Here is a 20,707-nt window from a genome sequence, read left to right as displayed (position 1 = left end):
ACTGACACGCCTCCTGCCGCGCTCTTTTTTATACGGCGGACATCCGGTCTGGCAGATAGCTTCTGTTGGTACTGCTGGTCTGGGTAGTTGGTACTGAGATTCTGGGAACTCGGTACCGGCCCGTCGCTGGCCTGCTCGGGGCCGGCACCATGTCCTGGGTGGTGTCTATTCCCAGTGGTCCGGCACCCGGGCCGACTCGCCCCGCTTCGGCCGGTGGGTCGAGGTCGCCGGATTGTCCGGGACCACCAGCTGCGGCACCCCACCATAGAACGAGAAAGCCGCCACATGGGCGGCAATCCAGGACGCCGATGTCATGTCCGTGTACCCATGGCAGAACACCGCCCCGGAATACGGCAGCACCGCCACGAACAGATAGACCCCGGTCACCTCCCCGGTGACCGCGTCCACCACTTCCAGGGTGTCCCCGGCCCAGTCCACCAGCATCGCCCGGCCCGGCTCGTGGCGCAGCGTCGCCACCACATCGCTCACCCGGGCATGCTCGGCGAACAGGGCGCAATACTGTGAATACCCGTACTTCTTCCCGCCGTTCGCGGTGCCCGAAGCCAAATACCTGCTCCAGGCCTGCTGAAGGGTGAAATGCCGGTTCTCCCTCATCGAGGCCAGAACCCGATCAAAATCCGGGCGTTCGTATGACTCCGTGACCCTCTTCCGGCCATCGGGAAACAACCGGGCGATCTCCTGCGGGGACATCGCCCCGACCTGCCCGGCCGTGAATCCGTAAGCCGCGATCATCTTCTTCGCCGCGGCCACGTCACGGCGTGAACACCCCGCCCTCGCGACGATCTCGTCATAGCTGCGACCGGCAACGGCCAGGGTCATAATGGCCTTGAAATCGGCCATGCTGCCTCCACACAGGAAAAGGCGGCGCCCAATGCACCGCCTCACCCACAGCGCAGCACCCACAGGCCACGACAGTACCAACTCACCGGAACAGCAGTACCAACAACCCGGAACGCCAGTACCAACTCACGCTATCTGCCACGGTCGGTGATCTGTCTACTTCGGAATCCAACAGGGCTTCTTGATTCGCGAATTTTGGGGTGGCGCCCCTGAACCAGCCTCAACGAGCGGTTGCGATGACCCCCCGACGAACATGACCGAGTCTTCGGTAGAACGTAGCGGCTGTCTGTGATCAATTTATCTCCGCAAACCGCCGGCGCTATCAAATCCTACGGAAGGACTTCGGGCCTGCAAGCAGATAAATGTAAACGCCGCTAAGGATTGCAAACAGAGTCCCTATGAGGGCGACTCCATTTGATGGACCCATCGCCAGTCCGAATAGCCAACCTGCGCCGTAAATTGAAATCAACGAGATGGGAAACCAGACATCGCGCATGGGCGAAACTGCGAAATGCTGTAGAACCGGTGCGAGTCCGCCAAGGCCGAGGGTCATTACGCACGCGGGAACGAGCAGTTCTAATGCGGGGGCAAACTCTTCGCCAAATAGTGCTGGGATGAGCATCACCGCTGCGGCAGCAGCCACGGAAGCCAGCGGAATACTCAAGATGACGCACTGCTGCCATAACCGCCACGTCCGCTCCTTCAACCGGAGTGTAGGGTTCCGGCCATACGACCGCTGAATGAGTGTCTGAAAGACTTGGTATGACATGACAGGAATGAGCGAAACCACGGCGTAGTAGCCTACTATTTGCAAAGACGACTGCGTCATAAAGAGCAAACTGTCGGAGCGGGTCAGTCCTGCCTCAAGTACCTGCGAGCGCCAAGCCTTCCAGGCCCTCTTCACCAATGAGCGAAAAGGCTCCGGTTTGAATAGCGGCTGAGGGAGCGACCGGAGTAGGCGTCGTCGGGGAAGCGTTATGAGGATCATTTGGGCAACTAAAGATGCGGCATTGCAGAGCACTGCCGAAGACAAAGTCAACGTACCCGTAAGATACGCACCAACAATGCCCAAACAGACCGTTGCGGATGCCGACATATTGGCTAGTCCAAACTGACGCGTGAGGCCCGCAACGATAAGTACATTCGCGTCGATACTCTTGCTGGCGCTCATGCCCGCCAATGCGAAGAGAGCCGTTGCCGCCGCAGCCTCAGTTGGCTCAAGGCCCATAAAACTACTCAGGGCGAATCCAATGATGATCGCCACGACTACTGAGACAAGGGTGATCCGCCGTCCTCGCTCACTCCAACCATGAGCCTGACCAAGATCGGCCGACACGGCCTGCCGCGCCACTAGGCCGAGCCCCAAGGCACCAACTAGGCCGATGAAAACTGATACGAGAAGAAGAATGGCGAGCTCGCCACGCGCGGCGGGGCCTAGACTGCGGGCTGTCAGGGGTGCAGTAATCAATCCCGCTAAGACAGGCGCCACGTTACCCGCGAGGTGCACAAGGGCCCTCACTCAAGACCGCCGGGTAGATCTATTCTTATCGACTCAGTCACGCGGACTCTGCAGCCTCGACCTTCGAAAAGATCCATACACATACCGCAACGCACGCACCGGATTCTGCAAAGATTGGGCGAAGAGGCCGAACCCCGTATAGCTCGGGACCTTCCATCCAGCCAGGCGTCTGCCGAGCAATCTCGCCCAAAGCGTTGCTCGCCTCTCGACCTGGTAGGGCTGAATGTTGCTGATGTGACTGAGCTCCAGCGGCTCCGCTTCAATGACGCCACTTTGGATCGCGGCCACGATGATTTCATGACCCCTTTTGGTTCTGGCAATGAGTGCACTAACGCCACTGCTGTCAGTGAAAACAGGGTAGCCTTTTGCATCTGTCTTCCAGTAGTCACCGGCGACGATGTCAGCGCTTTCCCCAACTCCATCAGGACATACTTTGCAGCGCCATTGCATTGATGGCCCGAGCTGCTTGCCCCAAGATTCGTCGTAGCTCGCTGAGGCCTTGGCTCCCTCGACACTCTCCGCATAAAAGTTTCCAGGCCAGCCATGGCCACGATAACGTAGAGTTCGGAGAGGAGCCGCATGCGGTATGCCCAGTTCCGTTAGCAATCGTTCGGTCGCCTGCTGGCTTGGCACGCCGGCACAGAAGAAAGACAAGAGTATCGGGGAATCCATTTGCCCCCTGCTCGACATTAGCTGCGATAGCGCCGACGCCTCACATGGTTTTCCGACTACAACGGAGTCACTGCCCAAAGCGGACTCGTGGGACGCCATTGAAACTGGAGCATAGCGCGACCCCGACTGTTGCTTGAAATCGGCACCCTTCCCGAGCTCTATCGAGACCGTTCGTCTCGGTTGCGCTGCATCACCAGCTGCTCCTACCACAGTTGTGGCTCGACCGGATTCCACCAACCATCCAGATATGGCAGTAAGTACTCCCCCGCTACTGCCTCGGAAGCGAGTGTCGGCGTCGACGGCCCAAGCCTGCCAACTTGAAACAGCACGTCCCAGGGCTGGGTCCGATGCGTAGGTCACCCCAGTTTCCGCAACGGGTCGGCGAACCACCATCCCGGGGCAACTGGCGGAAAACTCCCGAGAGGCTTGCGCATCACGTTTGACTGCTAAGGGAATTAGCCTCTTTGGACGGTTGAAGCCGCTCTCGTCGAGTTCCATGGAAAGCCCGGAGTCAATCAGCGCGCAGGCACCGCAACCGGAACAATTTCCATTTGCTACTACGGAATTGACAAGATCATCGAACGCTGTGGACGTCGGGGTGGTCAACGACGGACTCCGACCTGATCAGTGAGATGACCAACAGCCGCATTTAGCCGTTCCTCTGCCTTAGCACGTACGCTGTCAGCGTCTGCACTCAGTTGTCCGCCGTCTAGAAGCGCCATAACATTTCTTACTATCTCTTCGTCGCTTCTGAGATCCAAAGTGTGCGGCCATCCTATGTCAGCAAGAAGGGGGGCGAACTTCCGTGAATAGGCCAAGGGGATTGCGGGCTTTCCGACAGACAAGGCGTTGAGGCACGCATGCATTCGCGCCCCGATGACAACACTGCAGCCGCCGATGAATCGTCTTACGTCTTCCAGGTCCTTCGGGATGAAAACCGTAACCCGATCAGGAAATTCTGCGGCCAGCTTCCTAATTACCGCAACATCGTTGTCGGGCGAGGGGTTATCTAGCACGTGTGCCATTAAGGTCACAGATCGGCCTGCCGCCAACAATTGCTCGATCAGTTCCCTTGTCAAGGACTGGTATTTATCCTTGGAGACGTGGGCGTCACCGCTCCACAGGAGACCGGACACATTCAAAACTACGTCTGCTGTGGACGACGCCGGGGCCGGAGGCTGTTCGAGGGCGAATATGACATCGGTTGCGAGGCAGTCCGCTCCCGGGCCTAATCCCTTAGCAAACTCCATGCTTACGCTGTCCCTGGCCATCACCGAATGCGCAAACCGAAGCGTCCGCTTTGCAAGAAACCTGCCCACCCGCGTCTCGAATGGGCCGATGGTCTGCGGCGCCAGGATGACTGGAACGGAAGACTTTTGAGCAACGAACCTTGTATAAAACATAATTGCCAGACGCTTCAGACCGTAGATGTCGGTAAAACTGTCTCCAGCCCCTGTGTCGATGACCGCATCGTACTTTTCCATACGCCTTCGAAGATCTCGATTGGCAGTAAGCAGACCCTTTAGAACGATTTTCCCGGAAAGTTGGGTTTGCAAGGGGCCGTAGCTGAAACTTTGAAAGTCAATCACAGTCTCGGGGCCCCAAGCCCTTCTGGCGAGCGCCGCCGCTCCTTGGCCGAGGACACGCACCCCCAAATTACTCGATTCCTCATCTGCCCAGAGTACCAATACGCGTTTAGTCATTGAGTGGTCCTATCTGATAAATCCGTGTGACTACTGAAATGGCATGTGGAAGTCGAGATCGTAGTCAAGATCTTGGGTCCTTTGCCCGATGACCTGCGCCGGCACGCCACCCACGATTGTGTACGGTGCGACGTCCTTCGAAACAACGGCACCGGCTGCTACTACAGCGCCCTCACCGATTGTCACGGAAGGGAGAACGGTTGCGCGGGAGGCTACATATGCTCTCGGACCGATAGTCACACGACCACCCTTTGCAGCAAAAGACTTGCTCTGTGGATCGTGACCCACAGTAAAGATCTGCACGTGTCCGCCAATGTTGACATTCCCGCCGATATCCAGGCCAAGGCGGCCGTCGAGAAAGCAATCGTTTCCTACTATAGAGTTATTGGCAATTGTGATTCCTTGTGGCGCAAAGAATGCAAGCCGCCAGTGAACAGTCGTCTTAGGCCCAATCTTCATCCCCAAGAACCGGCGATAAACGAATAAGCGGAACGCATGCCAAGGAATCCGGCCCACGACGAACCCGATCCATAACTTAAGTCCCTGCAGGTACAGGCGCATGCGTCCACTCCTCTAGTGCCTTGCTAGACATTTGGTTTGACAAGGTCTACCACCCGTGCGACAGCGGCGGTAAAGGCTGCTTGACTGAATATCGTGCTGAATTCCTGCTTAGAAGGTGTGGGAATCGTTATCGCCCCGGTTCGCAGCAGGTCGTCTATGTCCCCAATGAACCGCCTCCACTCAGGACTGAACCCGCTGGCCACATGTGACGTCCCATAGACCGGAATACCGTATGCCATCGCTTCCACAGCTTTGGCCTTTATTCCTCCGCCATGGTCAATTGGAACAATCACTGCATCAATTGACCCATAAAATGCAGCGAGCGATTCTACTTTGCCGAGAACTGTGGCATTTACCCCCCAGGTCGTGACCACTTCAGAGCCGAATCCAGCCACATAGATTTCAATGCCCTTATCGAGGAATATCCTTCCGTATTTGTCGAAAAAGTCTTTCAAGGACATAACATTCGGAGGGTACACGAAATTGCCGATGAATCCGACCCGCCGAACTGCGCGAGTTGGCTGCGGCCATGCCCGTTGAGCTGCCGAAATCGGCGTTGGAATCCAAAAACCAGGAGCAGACCCGGTGACTTCCGTGGATTCGTGGTCTTCGTAACCAGCGAAGATATTCGCTGCCGGTCGAGTCACGAGCGCCCGCTGCCTTCGCGCCCACACTTTGCTCTGAATTATGCCCCCCGGGCGGGACATCCAAGAGGAGCGTCCCATCGTCAACGCGTTGACACTCCACAGGTCCATCCAGTCGAAAACCAAGCTGGATTGATCAAGCATCGAGACTGCGGAGGAGAAAACCGCAGGAACAGTCACCACGTTGAGGTCCGCGGGTGCCATCAATGGCAGAGACGACGCCAAGGGCATCGGAATCAGCTGCTTCTTGATAGCTCTCAATAGATTTTTCGACGAAGGCCCGAGAGCAACTGACCTGAGCGCGTGCACTGAAGTCTTGAAACCAAGTTCTGTCAGGGCATCATTCCAAGCAATCGCCCGAAGCCCTCCCCCGTCGCGTGGCATGTCCTTCAGACCATACCAATAGACAATATTAGCTGTGGGCACGTTCCCTCGACTCACGCGATTCCAAAATTCTTTCCCAGAAGTTTGCGAAACGTTTTCTGTACGCAAAGATTGAGAACTTTTGTTCATAGGTTTGCCTTGCGTTTGAACCCATTTGAATCGCCTGCTGCCGGTCCACGGATTGCAAAATGGAACGCAGTGCTTCTACATTTTTGATTTCATACAGCCGGCCGTCAGATCCGTCTGTCACGACATCGACGACCCCGCCTGCTCTGCTTGCAATGACTGACCGCCCCCTGGCAAAAGCCTCAAGTACGACCAAGCCGAAGGGCTCCGGACTATCTGACGGAAGAATCAGGAAATCAGCGACATCGAGATGGGCCTCTATATCCGCCACCTCGCCTACAACAGAGACCGACTCGGGATGGCGCAGATTTGCTACAAGCGCCGGGATGTCGGTGCCCTCTCCTATCGGCGGTGGCCCACCGAGTATGACTAGTTCACCGGGAGCGGTCTCAGCGTCCCACGCCTCCAGCAGCGTTCGATGCCCTTTCCACGCGTTCCAACGGCTGGCGACAACGAACCGCAACGGCCCACGGGTCGGCCTTGAAACGATCATCTTGCCTGAATCCTGGTGTGCATTGACCAAAAGCTCAGCCCGCTTATTCAATGACCTCGGCAGAGAGCTGTACGCGGCTGAAGAAATACAAAGGATGTGATTTGCCGGTCGGCTAAAGAGGCCGAGGACCTTACCTTCTTTCCCCGTCCAGATTTCTTGCACGTGGAGAACCCTTGTCTTGACACCGGAAATCCAAGCCAGTGGCAGGCATAAGACCATTGCTGAAGTCGTGCAATACACGACATCGGGTTTTGACGAACGCAGAAATCGAAAAGTCGTCCACAGCCGGCCCAAAAGCGGCAATAAGCCGCTTACGGTCAGGTAGCGACGCCTGAGGACAGGCAACCCCACGGTAGCCGCATCGACTCCAAGCTCCGAGAGCGCGGCTGCAAACCGGCCGTCCCCGGGGGGAAGATCATCGGGAATACAAACGACTGCTCGCTCGCGAGAGGCGTCTGGGAGCGCTTGCAATATCTCCAGGAGTATCTTGTCCGCGCCGTACATCTCGTTCGAGGAGTGCAGAAACATAGTTTTTGCCGACCTTGCGTGCATTGATTCGCTCACCGTAGCCGCAAAATCTTAGCCGGCACGCCTGCAACAACGGCACCGTCAGGAACGTCCCGCGTGACTACGCTTCCGGCAGCCACCACTACACCAGAACCAATGGTGACGCCCGCAGTTACAGTGGCGCCGCTCCCTATCCAAGTGTCGTCGCCCACAGTCAGGTAGCTGCGTTCAACGCCCTGCGACTTGATCGTACGGCCTGTGTCAGCAAATGCATGGTTCTCCGAAAACAACTTCACGCCCGGCCCCAGCATCACGTCGTTTCCGATCCGGATTTCTCCCGAACAGCCAATAAAGCAACCGGCACCAAAACTTGACCGGTCACCTACCCAAAGACCCACGCCGATTTCGCCGCCATAGTAACTAGATGGACGAATTAGCGTACTACGGCCGACAGATACATCAGTGCCGAAATTGAGTCCGTATTTAGCAAGTCCTTGAACCTCAGCGAAATCTTCCACAACCATACGACCATTGTGAGAGATGTATTGCGGGTTCGACAGTCTGGCGCCTCTGCCAACGAAAAGCGGGCCCTTCGAGTGCCTCAGCCACGGCTTCAAAATCGAACCACGAAGCAGCATCGGCAGCGCTCTGGCCAGCATCTGAGCTGATGCCAGGCTGTTCGCCCCCGGCTCGAGTCCTTCATATCTCAAGGCCTTCACAGCGCGTTACCAACGCTAGACCTCGCAGTGGTCTGCTTGGCCAATTCGACCTCATAGGAGTGGCATACAGCCTCCCAGGTGTAGCCCTTCTGGACACGGTCCAATGAAACGTTGGACAACCGTTCCTGTTCCTCGGCTGACTCCATGACGTGGCGAATTGCCACTTCAATTGCCAACGGCTCAGGATCACAGAACGCACCGTCCGGACCCAGAACCTCACGGTTGTACACAGTAGAACGGGCGACGATGGGCGCCCCATTAGCCATCGCCTGGACCAGTGCCGGGTTCGTTCCGCCCACGCTGTGACCATGGAAATACGCACCACAGTTCTTCCACAGTGACAACAGTCTCTGATCATCGGCCACATGCCCCAGCCAATGGACATTTGCAGTCTTGCTCACAAGTTCTTCAACTTGTTCTTCCAAGGCGCCGCCGTATCCCGAGGATCCTACTATTACAATTTGATAGTCGCGGGCTAGATTTTCTGCCGCCTGCAGGAACTCCGGAACCGTATTTTCTGGCACGAACCTTGCGACCGCAAGGATATAGCGCCCTTCCGGGAAGGAGTCCGCTCCGGGCGCGGAACTAGCATCACCCCCATAAGGAATGAATACGCTCTCGCGAGAGAAATCTACCTGCCACCTGCGAGCGATTTCCTTGGAGTCTGCAACCAAAACGGTTCCATAACGAGCGGTCAAGCGGGCACCAAGTTTGAAGACAAATTTCGCCAATCGACCCCATTTGGCGCGTTCCCACTCGATTCCGTCGACATTGACGACCGTCGGGATTCCCCTAAGTGCGAGTATCGGTAGCCAAAACCCGTTTGCGACGTTCATTACTAGAGCGACGCTCGGCTTTTTCCATGCGGCGTGCAAGCATGACGTAAATCCGAAACTCAAGGTGCTTAGGGATTTGTTTTCTATGCCTGGAGTAGTGACCACGTTCACCCGCGGATCTCGGCCCGGATCGTCCGATTTGGCTCCCGGGCGGCCATATACCGTCACTTCCCAACCCCGACTGGCCAGATAGGGTGCGAGCTTCCGGACAGCGGTTTCGAAGCCTCCGTAGTAGCTCGGATACCCTCGTGTCCCGATGATCGCGACAGATCGTCCCATTACGTGAAGTCCCCCATGTTGACAAGTACCTAAGGTCAGTGAAAAGTGCCCGAGTCGAGATTATCATTTGGGAATGGCTCTCCCTGAGTCATTCCGTTTGCTAACGGCCCGCCTTGGTGGATCGTTTGGGCCCGTCTATATGGACACGCTGGCCAGCTCTGATTCCAACAAGTTCAGCAGATACTGCCCGTACCCGCTCTTGACCAGGGGCGCTGCTCGCTCGGCTAGTTCGTCATCGTCCAAGAACCCAAGCCTCCAAGCGATTTCTTCTGGGCAACCGATGGACAGACCCTGCCGTTTCTGCACTGTACGCACGAACTCCGATGCCTCGTTGAGGGAATCGAAGGTCCCCGTATCCAACCATGCAGTGCCGCGGGGAAGGATCTCCACCTGAAGCTTGCCGCGGTCCAGATACTCTTGATTGATGTCCGTAACTTCGAGTTCCCCACGGAGCGAAGGCCTAAGATTACGGGCAATTTCCACAACGTCGTTGTCATAGAAGTACAGTCCGGGCACCGCGTAGTGGCTCTTGGGGTTTTTGGGTTTTTCCTCAAAGGAAATGGCCCGCCCGGTGGAATCAAATTCAACGACGCCATAAGCGGTGGGGTCAGCTACCCGGTATCCGAAAACGGCGCCGCCATCGATGTTGGAGAACCGGCGGAGCTGCGTACCCATCCCTTGGCCGTAGAAGATGTTGTCACCCAGGACCAGCGCTACAGGGCCGTCTCCTATGTGCTCAGCTCCTAGGACAAACGCCTGTGCGAGTCCGTCAGGCGAGGGCTGCTGGGTGTAGGTGATGTTGACACCGAACTGGCTGCCATCGCCGAGAAGGCGCTGGAACTGGTCCGCATCATGAGGAGTTGTGATGATCAGGATGTCACGGATGCCAGCCAGCATCAGTGTTGACAAAGGGTAGTAGATCATCGGCTTGTCGTAGACAGGAACCAGTTGCTTGCTGATGCCCTGAGTAATCGGATGAAGTCTTGAACCGGTCCCCCCGGCGAGGATTATCCCGCGCATGTGGTCTAGTTTCCGTGTTATTGCTAGTTCAACCAAATCAGCGTCATGTGGAACTATGTGAATCATGCAGAAAATCTTCGTGACCGGTGGTGCCGGTTTCATCGGTTCCAATTTTGTCCACTACGTGCTCAAGCACACGGACTACGCGGTTACAGTTCTGGACAAGCTGACATATGCAGGGAACCGCGCCTCACTCTCGGGCTTGCCGGCAGACCGCTTCAAGCTGGTCGTCGGGGACATCGCTGATCCGGCATTGGTCGACAGCCTGATGGCGGACTGCGATGTGGTGGTTCACTACGCCGCCGAGTCACACAACGACAATTCCCTGCATGATCCGCGGCCCTTCCTGGACACGAACATCATCGGAACATACACGCTGATCGAGGCCGCGCGGAAGCACAACAAGCGCTTCCACCACATCTCCACCGACGAGGTCTACGGCGACCTCGAGCTCGACGACCCGGAGCGGTTCACCGAGAGCACGCCGTACAACCCCTCCAGCCCGTACTCCTCCACCAAAGCGGGCTCGGATCTGCTGGTCCGCGCCTGGGTGCGGTCCTTCGGCCTGCAGGCGACCATCAGCAACTGCTCGAACAACTACGGCCCGTACCAGCACGTGGAGAAGTTCATCCCGCGCCAGATCACCAACGTGATCGACGGCATCCGTCCCAAGCTGTACGGCAAGGGCGAGAACGTCCGCGACTGGATCCACGCAAATGACCACTCGTCCGCGGTCCTGGCGATCATCGCCAAGGGCCTGATCGGGGAGACCTACCTGATCGGCGCCGACGGCGAGAAGAACAACAAGGACGTCGTCGAACTGATCCTCAAGCACATGGGCCAGGCCGCGGACGCGTACGACCACGTGGTGGACCGTCCCGGCCACGACATGCGGTACGCGATCGACTCCGCCAAGCTCCGCGATGAACTCGGCTGGGAGCCGCAGTTCTCCAACTTCGAGGCGGGCATCGAGGACACCATCGCCTGGTACCGGAACAACGAGGACTGGTGGCGTCCGCAGAAGGCCGCGACGGAAGCCAAGTACAAGGAACAGGGCCAGTAGGACATGTCGATCGAGTTCTCGAAGAAGCTCACAGCGCACGAAACCCCGATTCCCGGCGTCGTCCTCTACGATCTTCCGGTCCACGGAGACAACCGGGGCTGGTTCAAGGAGAACTGGCAGCGCGAAAAGATGGTGACCCTGGGCCTGCCGGACTTCCGTCCCGTGCAGAACAACATCTCGTTCAACGAGTCGGCCGGCACCACCCGCGGCATCCATGCCGAGCCGTGGGACAAGTTCATTTCCGTGGCCACCGGCCGGATTTTCGGCGCCTGGGTGGACCTGCGCGAGGGCCCGACGTTCGGCGCCGTGTTCACCGCCGAGATGGATCCCAGCCAGGCCATCTTCGTTCCCCGCGGGGTGGGGAACGCCTTCCAGACGCTGGAGGACAACACCGCATACACCTACCTCGTCAACGACCACTGGTCCGCCGACGCCCAGGGCCAGTACACGTTCCTGAACCTCGCCGACGAGACCGCCGCCATCAGCTGGCCGGTGCCGCTGGAGGAAGCCGAGCTCTCCGACAAGGACAAGGCACACCCGCGCCTGGCGGATGTCACGCCGATGCCGCCGAAGAAGGTCCTGGTGGTCGGCGCCAACGGCCAGCTCGGCAAAGCCCTGCGCAAGCAGTACGACGGGGACGCATCCGTTGAGTTTGCCGGCAGGGACGAGTTTGACCTAGGCAGCGAGGACGCCTTCGCCGGACGGAACTGGAAGAATTACTCCGCCATCATCAACGCCGCAGCCTACACCGCTGTGGATGCCGCCGAGTCCGCCGAAGGACGCGCCGCCGCCTGGGCGGTCAACGTCACAGCCGTGTCCCGGCTGGCCCGCACCGCCGTCGAGCACGACCTCACGCTGGTGCACGTGTCCTCGGACTATGTCTTCGACGGCACCCGCGCCACGCACGACGAATCGGAGCCGGTTGCGCCGCTGGGCGTCTACGGCCAGACCAAAGCCGCGGGCGACGCCGTGGTCAGCGTGGTGCCCCGGCACTACATCGTGCGCACCAGCTGGGTGATCGGCGAGGGCAACAACTTTGTCCGCACCATGGCCTCGCTGGCGGAGCGCGGCATTGAACCCTCGGTGGTGGACGACCAGATCGGGCGGCTGAGCTTCACCGAGGACATCGCCGCCGGCATCGCGCACCTGCTCGGTTCCCGGGCCGAGTACGGAACTTATAATCTCAGCAATGATGGAGAGCCTCAGTCTTGGGCAAATGTCGCGGCGGATGTTTTCGAACTAACCGGATCATCGCGGCAATCCGTAACCGGGGTAACGACTGAGGACTACTTCAGAGACAAGAGTGCAGCGCCTCGGCCACTGAACAGCGTTCTGAATCTGAAGAAGATCAGGAATGCCGGCTTTAACGCGCCGTCGGCGCACCTACGGCTCAAGGACTATGTGGCGAAGAACCTCCTGCCCGGGGCTCGCTGAGCAAGCAACATTACGGCAGGTATGGTGGCTCGGGATATCCTATCGTCAGGACTCGGCCGCAGGGCGACTAGTAAAAATGGGGACAAAAATTGGGGACGCAGCCAGATTGGCGCGCGCGAACTTCTCGCACTTTGCGTGTCGTAGATGCCTTCGTGATTGTTTGGGCAGTGTCGGGCGCGTACATAGTCAGGTTCGGGTTTGAACCCACCTTCGTTGCCCATGGTCAGGAATATCTGTACCTCTGGCTTTCCCTGGGGCTTGTCGTCGCGTGGTGGCTAATGCTCGGCGCTTGGAACAGCCGGCAGAGCAGAGTCCTGGGCTCCGGAGCCGATGAGTACAAGCGAGTGGCTGCTGCATCACTGTGGCTGTTTGGTCTCGTCGCCATTTTCTCGTACGTCCTGCGATTTGATACCGCCCGCGGGTACGTTGGAATAGCTCTACCTGTCGGTCTGCTGGGACTGCTTCTTGCCCGGTATCTCTTCCGCCAACACTTAAATGTTCGTCGTCAGGCTGGGCAAAGCATGTCCCGTTTGCTCATACTGGGCGGCCCCAGCGCAGTATCCCACCTGGCCGGCACTCTCATGAAGGCAAGACATGCTGGCTACCTCCCGATCGCGGCATACACACCGGCAGCAACGGATCAGAACATTGCGCAGTCAATAGCCGGGCTTCCCGTCCTCGGAAACGAACCCGCAGTAGACGCGATTCTTGACGCGATCCAAGATTGCGCGGCGGACAGTGTTGCTGTGTCTGCGGGCGTTCAACTGCACCCCCAGATGCTCCGACATTTGGGGTGGGAGCTAGCTTCGCGCAATGTAGGTTTGATCATGGCGCCCGCGCTTACGGACATAGCCGGACCGCGAATCCACACCCAGCAAGTAGCTGGGCTTCCTCTAATTCACGTAACGACCCCCACCCTCGAAGGTGGCCAGCGTGTTGCGAAAAGACTCTTCGATATCGCGGTGTCCGGCATCCTGATAGTTGTCATGGCCCCCCTGATGGCCGTTCTGGCAGTTCTAATCAAGTTGGACAGTCGAGGACCAATCCTGTTCAAGCAAGAGCGTGTCGGGATCGAGGGCGCTCATTTCAAAATGCTGAAATTCCGTTCCATGGTCATGGATGCAGAAGCCCGCCTCGCAGATCTTGAACACCGCAACGAAGGCAATGGAGTGCTTTTCAAGCTCAAAAACGACCCCAGAGTCACGCGAGTTGGCGGTTTCCTACGAAGAGCCAGCCTCGATGAGCTACCCCAACTCTTCAACATCTTCGGAGGATCGATGAGCTTGGTCGGCCCTCGTCCACCACTCCCACGAGAGGTCGAAGCCTATGAGCGCGACGTTCGCCGCAGATTACTGGTAAAGCCGGGCCTGACCGGGTTGTGGCAGGTGAGTGGGCGGTCAAACCTCTCGTGGCAGGACTCTGTTCGCCTCGACTTGTACTATGTCGAAAACTGGTCCCTGGCCGGCGACTTGGTCATTCTATTGCGGACCGTTCGCGCCGTGTTCCACAGCACCGGAGCCTACTGATCGCCTAATACACCGGAAGGACGTCATTACATGACGGAACCGAGCACGACTGATGTTAGGCGCGATGATGCTTATCTCGCTTCGAGCCGCACCCCCAGGCGCAAGAAGCCGTCTAGGCTAAAGACCCTGATCTGGCTGGCCGTTGCACTGGGCCTGCTGGCACTGGCCGTTGTCTGGCTGGGTACTCGAGCGTCTACCATCAGTAATCATTTGGAAGCGGCATCGAAGCTGGCGCCCGTACTCAAACAGAATATTGTCCAACGTGACCCTGAAGCTGCGGCTAAGTCTGCCGGAGAGCTCAATGAACATACCGCGCAGGCACGTCAGGCTGCCGCCGATCCTCTCTGGACGTTGGCAGGGGCGCTACCGTTCATTGGTCAGAACTTCCAGGCCGTGAGCACCATTGCGACTGCAGCCGATGAGGTCGCGAAGCAGGGCGTCGCCCCTGTAGTGAGCACATTGAAGTCGTTGGACTGGGAGGAACTCACTCCCAATGAGCAAGGCGTCAACCTCGCACCGCTGAAGGCTGCCGAACCAAAGCTGACGGCTGCGGCCTACGTAGTAAGCCAGACTGCGGAGAGGCTGAGCGAATTAGATACCAGCGCTCTGTTGCCACAGATATCCCAACCACTCGTTCAGGCCCGAGAACAGCTAGGTTTGCTCGAGGACGGCCTCGTCGCAGCTTCTGACGCCGCAAAGGTCGCACCATCCATGATGGGAGCTTCTCAAAAGCGGTACTACCTACTTCTCATCCAAAACAATGCCGAGAGTCGCGCCACTGGCGGAATCCCAGGAGCTCTGGCGGTGCTAGAAGTCGAAAAGGGAAAGCTAGCCCTTGTCAAGCAGACCAGCGCCACAGAGCTGGGCACCATGTCCCCTGTAGTTCCGATTGACCCGGAACAGCAGCTAATCTACTCCGCTCGAGTGGGCAAGTTCATGCAGGACGTGAACCTCACCCCCGATTTTCCGACATCCGCGAAGACAGCCGTGGCAATGTGGGAGCAGAAATACGGCGAGCGCCTGGACGGTGCCATCTCCATTGATCCCGTCGCCCTAAGTTATTTACTTACCGCCACGGGGCCAGTCCAGCTGGACCCCGAGCTCCAGCGACTTATCGGCCCCGGCCTGCCGACGAAACTTACTGGGGGGAACGTCGTCAAGACTCTGCTATCTGACGTCTACTCACAAATTCCTGACCCGAAGCTACAGGACGTCTACTTCGCCGCGGTCGCGAAGGAACTTTTTGGTTCACTATCCGCCGGGAATGGCGATGCAGCAAAGCTCATCGCGGGTGTAGCACGAGGTGGGGAAGAAGGGCGGATTATGGTCTGGTCCGCTAACGAGGCCGAGCAGTCCGTAATTACAAAGTACGCAGTCGGCAGATCAATTTCCGGACCGAGCACGTCGCCAGCACAATTTGGCGTCTATTTCAACGACGGCACCGGAGCCAAAATGGACTACCACGTGAAGAGAACTGTGCAACTCGTGGAGGAGTGCCCTGCCGATGGTTACGTGCAGATAAAAGTGCGTGTTACAAGTACGAACACCGCGCCAAAGGACGCGGCGACAGTGCTGCCCGAATACGTAACGGGTGGCGGTGCGTTTGGTATCCCGGCAGGTAGCGTTCAGACAAACATAGTCGCGTACGGCCCGGTGCAGTCGAACGTCCAAACAGCATTCGTGGCTGGCAAGAAAACCCCGTTTTCGTCTCAGCGGCATGTCGGACGACCCGTGGGAACGGTCACAGTCCGGCTCGCGCCAGGTCAGAGCACCACAGTGGAATTCACGTTTGGAAAGATCGTGCAGCACACCGAGCCAGTACTGGCAGTTACACCCACTGTGCAAGCGATAAAGGACGTAGTCCGGAAGACAGAAACCGCGACATGCGCTCCGGCCTCATAACCAGCTCATTAACAGTATGTAAAGTGTTTGGATTCACTTTGGAGACACCGCCCGCGGGGTGCTAATCTCTCCTTGGGTAACACCACGAGATTCGCCCCACGGTCACATGGGGATGGGGAATCTCCACATCAATGTGACATCCGTGTTAAAAGGTCTCAGGGGGGACACAAATGAAGAAGTCTATCGCTGCGCTCGCACTTGCGGGCTCTATCGCACTCACCGGCGCCGTGCCGGCTATGGCTGCCACCTACCCGGCACCCGGTGCCGGTTCAGGTGGAACCGGCGCCGTCTCAGACGGCACCGTAACGCCCGGTCAGGTCTTCACCTTCTCCGGCACTGGCTTCGTGCCTGGCGAAACCATCACCATTACGATCACGATTACCAGCACTCCGCAGGCACTCGGCGGCGGCTTCTCGGGCGGCGCCGCCATGTCGGTTCCGTCCAAGATCACCGTGCTGGCTGCTCCGCAGACCCTCACCACGACTGCCGGGGCTGATGGTTCGTTCGCGTTCCCGCTCAGCCTCAACGAACCGGGCACCTACACGCTGACTGCTGCAGGTGCAAATCACTCGGTTACAACGAGCGTCACTGTTGCTGGTGCAGCAACAGGCGCCGGGACCGGCCTCTCCAATACCGGCGGCAGTGGCGCTGGTCTGGCTAACACCGGCGGTAACGGCCTGGCCAACACCGGCGCCGACTCCAGCCTGGTGCTGTGGTCGCTCGTAGGTGCCGGTGCACTCGCTGCCGGCGCCGCTTCGGTGGTCGTTGTTCGCCGCCGCGCAAACGCTGAGCCTTCTGCCTAAGCACCAAGCCTTACGCTTCATGAAGCGGGCCAGTTCCGGATTCCCCGGTACTGGCCCGCTTCATTGTTCTAAGCAAACATGAGCAGCAAATGAGAAAGCCCCGACGAACGTCGGGGCTTTCTCGCTACAGGGCTTTTGCCAGCGCTGCCTATCCGATGAATTCCTTCATCCAAGCCTTCAGGTCCTCGCCGAACTCGGGACGCTCTGATGCCAGCGTGATCACGGCCTTCAGGTAGCTCAGCTTGTCCCCCGTGTCGTAGCGACGGCCGCGGAAAACCACACCGTACACGCCAGACCCCTCACCCTCGCCTGCGGCGAGAGTCTGCAGTGCGTCGGTAAGCTGGATTTCTCCGCCGCGGCCGGGCTCCGTCTTCTCCAGGACGTCGAATACTGCCGGGTGTAGCACGTACCGGCCGATGACTGCCAAGTTGGACGGTGCCTCATCCACCGACGGCTTCTCCACCAGGCTGTTCACCCTAACGTATCCCTCACCATCAACGGTTGAGATGTCAGCGCAGCCGTACGCGCTGATCTGGGACGGCTCCACTTCGATCAGGGCTATCACCGATCCGCCCGTCTTAGCCTGGACCTCGATCATGGTGGTCAGGAGCTCGTCCCGCTCGTCGATGAGGTCATCGCCCAGCAGAACCGCAAACGGCTCGTCACCGACGTGCTGGCGGCCGCACAGGACCGCGTGACCCAAACCCTTCGGCTCGCCCTGCCGTACATAGTGGATGGGGCCGAGACCCGACGCATGCTGGACCGCGTCGAGGCGAGCCTGGTCGCCCTTCAGCTCGAGCGTGCGCTCCAGAGCCGGAGCCCTGTCAAAGTGATCCTCCAGCGCCCGCTTGTTGCGGCCCGTGATCATCAGCACGTCGTCCAGGCCGGCGCCAATGGCCTCCTCAACGACGTACTGGATGGCCGGCGCATCAACCACCGGCAGCATTTCCTTCGGCATCGCCTTGGTGGCAGGCAGGAAACGCGTGCCCAAACCGGCGGCCGGAATAACTGCTTTACGTACTGATTTCCCCAATGTCATGATCGAACCTTACAAATTGACTTGCGCAAAGTGAAATTTCCGGCGCCAGATTTCGGCATGGATACAGACTCGCGTAGCGTTTTCGTATGGGGAAATGGAGCCGGGCCGACGTCGTGGGATCTTCGCGCGCCCTGCTGGCTCTGTATCTGGCAGCCCTTGCCTTTGTTGCGTTCTGGCCCACCCCCGTTGACCGTCCTGTGGCCGGGCGGCTGCAGGCGGTGCTGTTTGCTCTTCACCACTCGGGAGTTCCCGAACTGATCAACTACAGCTTCGTGGAATTCGCGTCCAACATCCTGATGTTCACACCGATTGGCATGCTCACAGCTCTAGCCTTCCCCGCGTTCCATCGCGGACGGATCGTGCTGAGCGCCTTCCTGGCTTCGTGCTGCATCGAGCTGGGACAGAAGCTGTTCCTGCACGACCGGTTTCCCAGCGCCATGGACATCGTGGCCAACACTGCCGGGGCAATACTGGGGATTTGGGTGCTGGGCATTCTGGAGCAGTGGATCCAACGGGCCCAGCCGGCGCTCCCGCCGAAGCCTGCCCGGCCCCCAAAGATTCGTTAGCCTTTGAACTTGGGCTCGCGTTTCTCCTGGAACGCCCGGAAGCCCTCGGCGTAATCCTCGCTCTTGCACAGACGCGCCTGCTCGGCGTTCTCTTCCTGCATCGAGGTCCACAGTCCAAGCCGCTGGTCGCGGATGTGCGCCACCAGTTCCTTGCTGGCCTTGAACGCGCCCGTGGCGCCGGTGGCCACCCTCGCCACGATGGCGCGTGTGGTGTCCAGCAGTTCGTCCGCCGGCAAAGCCCGGCTGAACATCCCCTGGGCCACGGCTTCAGTACCAGAAATCAGCTCCGCCGTGTAGATCAGGTCAAGCGTCCGGTGCATGCCCAGCCGCTCCGTGAAGTACCAGTGTCCGCCCGAGTCGAGCGTGGCGCCCAGCTTGGCGAACGGCGAGCCGAACTTCGCGTTCTCCGCCACGTACACCACGTCCGTGGCCAGCAGCAGCCCTAGCCCCACGCCCAGGCACGCACCCTGGGCCGCGGCGAACGTGGGGGCCGGGAACGAACTCATCCTCTGCAGCAGCGGCTGCACCAGCCCGCCCAGGTACGCCTCGGCGTCGTCGTTCTCCGGCGTCACGCCGGCAATGTCCCGGCCTGCGCAGAAGGCGCGTCCCTCTCCCCTGAGCAGCAGCGCCCGCACCTCACCGCGGGAGGCGGCGGCAGCGGCGTCGTCGTACGCCTGGGACAAATCCGCCAGTGCCTGCTCGTCCAGCGAGTTCAGCTTGTGCGGGGCGTTGAGGACCACTTCGGCGACGCCGCCGGCGATGGAGAGGGAGATCATGGGGACTCCTGAAAGTTGAGACCGGATGTTCGGACAGGCCTACACGTCGAAGTCGACGGTGACTTCCTTGCTGGTGGGATGCGACTGGCAGGTCAGGACGTAGCCCTTGTCCAGCTCATCCTGCTCCAGCGCGTAGTTCTCGTCCATGGTCACGGTGCCGGTGACCACCTTGGCGCGGCAGGTGCCACACACTCCCCCGGCGCACGCGAACGGCACGTCCGGGCGGACCCGCAGCGCCGCGTTGAGGATGGACTCGCGGGCGTGCGTGGGGCTGGACACGTCACCCTGCAGGCCGTCCAGCTTGAACGTGATCTTGTAGGTCTCCTTGGACTCGTCCTCGATGACGGGGCGGCCAGCGTTGCCCTCGGGCCGGTCCGGCTTGCCGGAGGTGAAGAGCTCGAACCGCACGTGCTCCGGCTTCACGCCGCGCTCGGCCAGGGTGTCCCGGCACAGCTGCACCAGCTCGAACGGCCCGCACAGGAACCACTCGTCCACGTCGTCCGCGTGGATGGCGGTGCCCAGCAGCGCCCGCAGCTTCTCGGCGTCGATCCTGCCGCTCAGCAGCGGCGCGATCCGCTGCTCGCGGGACAGCACATGGTGCAGCGCCAGGCGCTGCGGGTACTTGTCCTTCAGGTCCGCGAGCTCCTCGAGGAACATCACGTCCATGGCGGCCTTGTTGGCGTAGATCAGGTCGAACCGGGTGTCCGGGCTGGCGGCCAGCAGCGTGCGGGCGATCGCGATCACCGGGGTGATGCCCGAGCCCGCGGCGATGGCCACGAAGTTCCCGGCCTCCCCCGCCAGCTCCTCCGGATGATTCATCGAATTCATGACGTTCTGCTCCACGGCCTGCCCGTCCCGGCCGTGCTTGGAGACGAACGCGCCCATGGGGCTCATCACGTCCAGGGTGTCCCCGGCCTTCAGCTCGGCGTTGGCCCACGTGGAGAACAGCCCGCCCAGGTCCTTCTTGATGGCCACCCGGATCTCGCTGCTGCCGTCCGCGAAGCTGCGCGGTTCGGCGCAGATGGAGTAGCTGCGGCGGATCTCCTTCGGCTCGCCGGCCTCATCCGGCAGCGTGGTGCGCAGGGCCACGTACTGGCCCGGCAGGTAGTCGAACTGCCCGGCGAGCCCGGCCGGCACCGCGAACGTCACCTCGATGGCGTCCTCGGTGAGCCGGCGCACCTCCGCCACGGTGAGGGAATGGAAGGACGGACGACGGCGGCCGGTGGCCTGCGCCGATTCGGCGGCAGTCTGGCGGACAACAGGCATGGGAAATT

At 59.5% G+C, this 20,707-nt stretch carries 19 protein-coding genes; 6 read left to right on the top strand and 13 right to left on the bottom strand.

Going from position 1 to position 20,707, the window contains the following annotated elements; all coding sequences use genetic code 11:
• Positions 1-165: 165 nt before the first annotated feature.
• The 10 genes from ACFQ50_RS00360 to rfbA all read right to left on the bottom strand — a co-directional run bounded on the left by ACFQ50_RS00360 (position 166) and on the right by rfbA (position 10,324).
• Positions 166-861, bottom strand: coding sequence for a hypothetical protein (locus ACFQ50_RS00360; RefSeq protein WP_377993519.1), 696 nt, complete (start codon positions 859-861; stop codon positions 166-168).
• A gap of 322 nt (positions 862-1,183) precedes the next feature.
• Positions 1,184-2,125 carry a hypothetical protein gene (locus tag ACFQ50_RS00355; protein ID WP_377993518.1) on the bottom strand — a complete coding sequence of 314 codons (942 nt, stop codon included), beginning with the start codon at positions 2,123-2,125 and terminating at the stop codon, positions 1,184-1,186.
• 288 nt (positions 2,126-2,413) lie between these two features.
• On the bottom strand, positions 2,414-3,445 hold the full coding sequence (locus ACFQ50_RS00350) for a Coenzyme F420 hydrogenase/dehydrogenase, beta subunit C-terminal domain (RefSeq protein ID WP_377993650.1): 1,032 nt from the start codon (positions 3,443-3,445) through the stop codon (positions 2,414-2,416).
• Positions 3,446-3,654: 209 nt separating this feature from the next.
• Positions 3,655-4,755, bottom strand: coding sequence for a polysaccharide pyruvyl transferase family protein (locus ACFQ50_RS00345; RefSeq protein ID WP_377993517.1), 1,101 nt, complete (start codon positions 4,753-4,755; stop codon positions 3,655-3,657).
• A gap of 30 nt (positions 4,756-4,785) precedes the next feature.
• Entirely contained in the window at positions 4,786-5,316 is a 531-nt protein-coding gene (locus tag ACFQ50_RS00340) for an acyltransferase (protein ID WP_377993516.1), read from the bottom strand.
• Between the two features lie 23 nt (positions 5,317-5,339).
• Positions 5,340-6,386, bottom strand: coding sequence for a glycosyltransferase family 4 protein (locus ACFQ50_RS00335; protein ID WP_377993515.1), 1,047 nt, complete (start codon positions 6,384-6,386; stop codon positions 5,340-5,342).
• A complete protein-coding gene (locus ACFQ50_RS00330; protein ID WP_377993514.1) occupies positions 6,373-7,125 on the bottom strand; it encodes a glycosyltransferase family 4 protein in 753 nt (250 codons plus the stop codon). Before ACFQ50_RS00330 ends, ACFQ50_RS00335 begins: the two co-directional genes overlap by 14 nt.
• Before the next feature lie 398 nt (positions 7,126-7,523).
• Entirely contained in the window at positions 7,524-7,994 is a 471-nt protein-coding gene (locus ACFQ50_RS00325) for an acyltransferase (RefSeq protein WP_377993513.1), read from the bottom strand.
• A 191-nt stretch (positions 7,995-8,185) separates the two neighbouring features.
• Complete coding sequence (locus ACFQ50_RS00320; protein ID WP_377993512.1) at positions 8,186-9,304, bottom strand: DUF1972 domain-containing protein; 1,119 nt, start codon at positions 9,302-9,304, stop codon at positions 8,186-8,188.
• Between the two features lie 135 nt (positions 9,305-9,439).
• On the bottom strand, positions 9,440-10,324 hold the full coding sequence (gene rfbA, locus ACFQ50_RS00315; RefSeq protein WP_377993649.1) for a glucose-1-phosphate thymidylyltransferase RfbA: 885 nt from the start codon (positions 10,322-10,324) through the stop codon (positions 9,440-9,442).
• A gap of 64 nt (positions 10,325-10,388) precedes the next feature.
• Here rfbA and rfbB point away from each other — a divergent pair, with 64 nt between their 5' ends.
• The 5 genes from rfbB to ACFQ50_RS00290 all read left to right on the top strand — a co-directional run bounded on the left by rfbB (position 10,389) and on the right by ACFQ50_RS00290 (position 17,052).
• Positions 10,389-11,387: a dTDP-glucose 4,6-dehydratase gene (gene rfbB / locus ACFQ50_RS00310; protein ID WP_377993511.1), complete on the top strand. Its 999-nt coding sequence runs from the start codon at positions 10,389-10,391 to the stop codon at positions 11,385-11,387.
• A gap of 3 nt (positions 11,388-11,390) precedes the next feature.
• Positions 11,391-12,821, top strand: coding sequence for a sugar nucleotide-binding protein (locus ACFQ50_RS00305; RefSeq protein ID WP_377993510.1), 1,431 nt, complete (start codon positions 11,391-11,393; stop codon positions 12,819-12,821).
• 152 nt (positions 12,822-12,973) lie between these two features.
• Positions 12,974-14,347 (top strand): sugar transferase, encoded by a 1,374-nt coding sequence (locus tag ACFQ50_RS00300; RefSeq protein ID WP_377993509.1) that lies wholly within the window; start codon positions 12,974-12,976, stop codon positions 14,345-14,347.
• 30 nt (positions 14,348-14,377) lie between these two features.
• Positions 14,378-16,249, top strand: a complete 1,872-nt coding sequence (locus ACFQ50_RS00295; protein WP_377993508.1) for a DUF4012 domain-containing protein — start codon at positions 14,378-14,380, stop codon at positions 16,247-16,249.
• Positions 16,250-16,419: 170 nt separating this feature from the next.
• Positions 16,420-17,052 (top strand): LPXTG cell wall anchor domain-containing protein, encoded by a 633-nt coding sequence (locus ACFQ50_RS00290; protein WP_377993506.1) that lies wholly within the window; start codon positions 16,420-16,422, stop codon positions 17,050-17,052.
• Positions 17,053-17,200: 148 nt separating this feature from the next.
• Here the strand turns inward: ACFQ50_RS00290 and galU are convergent, their stop codons facing one another.
• Positions 17,201-18,091, bottom strand: coding sequence for a UTP--glucose-1-phosphate uridylyltransferase GalU (gene galU / locus ACFQ50_RS00285; protein ID WP_377993505.1), 891 nt, complete (start codon positions 18,089-18,091; stop codon positions 17,201-17,203).
• Between the two features lie 86 nt (positions 18,092-18,177).
• Between galU and ACFQ50_RS00280 the strand changes: the two genes are divergently transcribed.
• On the top strand, positions 18,178-18,657 hold the full coding sequence (locus tag ACFQ50_RS00280) for a VanZ family protein (protein ID WP_377993504.1): 480 nt from the start codon (positions 18,178-18,180) through the stop codon (positions 18,655-18,657).
• Here the strand turns inward: ACFQ50_RS00280 and ACFQ50_RS00275 are convergent.
• Positions 18,654-19,433, bottom strand: coding sequence for an enoyl-CoA hydratase/isomerase family protein (locus ACFQ50_RS00275; RefSeq protein ID WP_377993503.1), 780 nt, complete (start codon positions 19,431-19,433; stop codon positions 18,654-18,656). The two genes, ACFQ50_RS00280 and ACFQ50_RS00275, sit on opposite strands and share 4 nt — an antisense overlap.
• Positions 19,434-19,472: 39 nt before the next feature.
• On the bottom strand, positions 19,473-20,699 hold the full coding sequence (gene paaE / locus ACFQ50_RS00270; RefSeq protein WP_377993502.1) for a 1,2-phenylacetyl-CoA epoxidase subunit PaaE: 1,227 nt from the start codon (positions 20,697-20,699) through the stop codon (positions 19,473-19,475).
• Between the last annotated feature and the right edge of the window lie 8 nt (positions 20,700-20,707).

It is taken from the genome of Arthrobacter sp. NPDC056493 (genome assembly GCF_042795115.1).
Taxonomy (GTDB): domain Bacteria; phylum Actinomycetota; class Actinomycetes; order Actinomycetales; family Micrococcaceae; genus Arthrobacter.
The sequence above is the reverse complement of the archived record's forward strand: the minus strand, read 5'-3'. Positions and strand labels throughout refer to the sequence as shown.

What these genes read in the sequence shown, in the direction of transcription:
- ACFQ50_RS00360 (WP_377993519.1), bottom strand. Translation starts at nt 861, where the DNA reads ATGGCCGATTTCAAGGCCATTATGACCCTGGCCGTTGCCGGTCGCAGC.
- ACFQ50_RS00350 (WP_377993650.1), bottom strand. Translation starts at nt 3,445, where the DNA reads ATGGTGGTTCGCCGACCCGTTGCGGAAACTGGGGTGACCTACGCATCG.
- ACFQ50_RS00345 (WP_377993517.1), bottom strand. Translation starts at nt 4,755, where the DNA reads ATGACTAAACGCGTATTGGTACTCTGGGCAGATGAGGAATCGAGTAAT.
- ACFQ50_RS00340 (WP_377993516.1), bottom strand. Translation starts at nt 5,316, where the DNA reads ATGCGCCTGTACCTGCAGGGACTTAAGTTATGGATCGGGTTCGTCGTG.
- ACFQ50_RS00325 (WP_377993513.1), bottom strand. Translation starts at nt 7,994, where the DNA reads ATGGTTGTGGAAGATTTCGCTGAGGTTCAAGGACTTGCTAAATACGGA.
- ACFQ50_RS00320 (WP_377993512.1), bottom strand. Translation starts at nt 9,304, where the DNA reads ATGGGACGATCTGTCGCGATCATCGGGACACGAGGGTATCCGAGCTAC.
- rfbA (WP_377993649.1), bottom strand. Translation starts at nt 10,324, where the DNA reads ATGCGCGGGATAATCCTCGCCGGGGGGACCGGTTCAAGACTTCATCCG.
- rfbB (WP_377993511.1), top strand. Translation starts at nt 10,389, where the DNA reads ATGCAGAAAATCTTCGTGACCGGTGGTGCCGGTTTCATCGGTTCCAAT.
- ACFQ50_RS00305 (WP_377993510.1), top strand. Translation starts at nt 11,391, where the DNA reads ATGTCGATCGAGTTCTCGAAGAAGCTCACAGCGCACGAAACCCCGATT.
- ACFQ50_RS00295 (WP_377993508.1), top strand. Translation starts at nt 14,378, where the DNA reads ATGACGGAACCGAGCACGACTGATGTTAGGCGCGATGATGCTTATCTC.
- ACFQ50_RS00290 (WP_377993506.1), top strand. Translation starts at nt 16,420, where the DNA reads ATGAAGAAGTCTATCGCTGCGCTCGCACTTGCGGGCTCTATCGCACTC.
- galU (WP_377993505.1), bottom strand. Translation starts at nt 18,091, where the DNA reads ATGACATTGGGGAAATCAGTACGTAAAGCAGTTATTCCGGCCGCCGGT.
- ACFQ50_RS00280 (WP_377993504.1), top strand. Translation starts at nt 18,178, where the DNA reads ATGGGGAAATGGAGCCGGGCCGACGTCGTGGGATCTTCGCGCGCCCTG.
- ACFQ50_RS00275 (WP_377993503.1), bottom strand. Translation starts at nt 19,433, where the DNA reads ATGATCTCCCTCTCCATCGCCGGCGGCGTCGCCGAAGTGGTCCTCAAC.
- paaE (WP_377993502.1), bottom strand. Translation starts at nt 20,699, where the DNA reads ATGCCTGTTGTCCGCCAGACTGCCGCCGAATCGGCGCAGGCCACCGGC.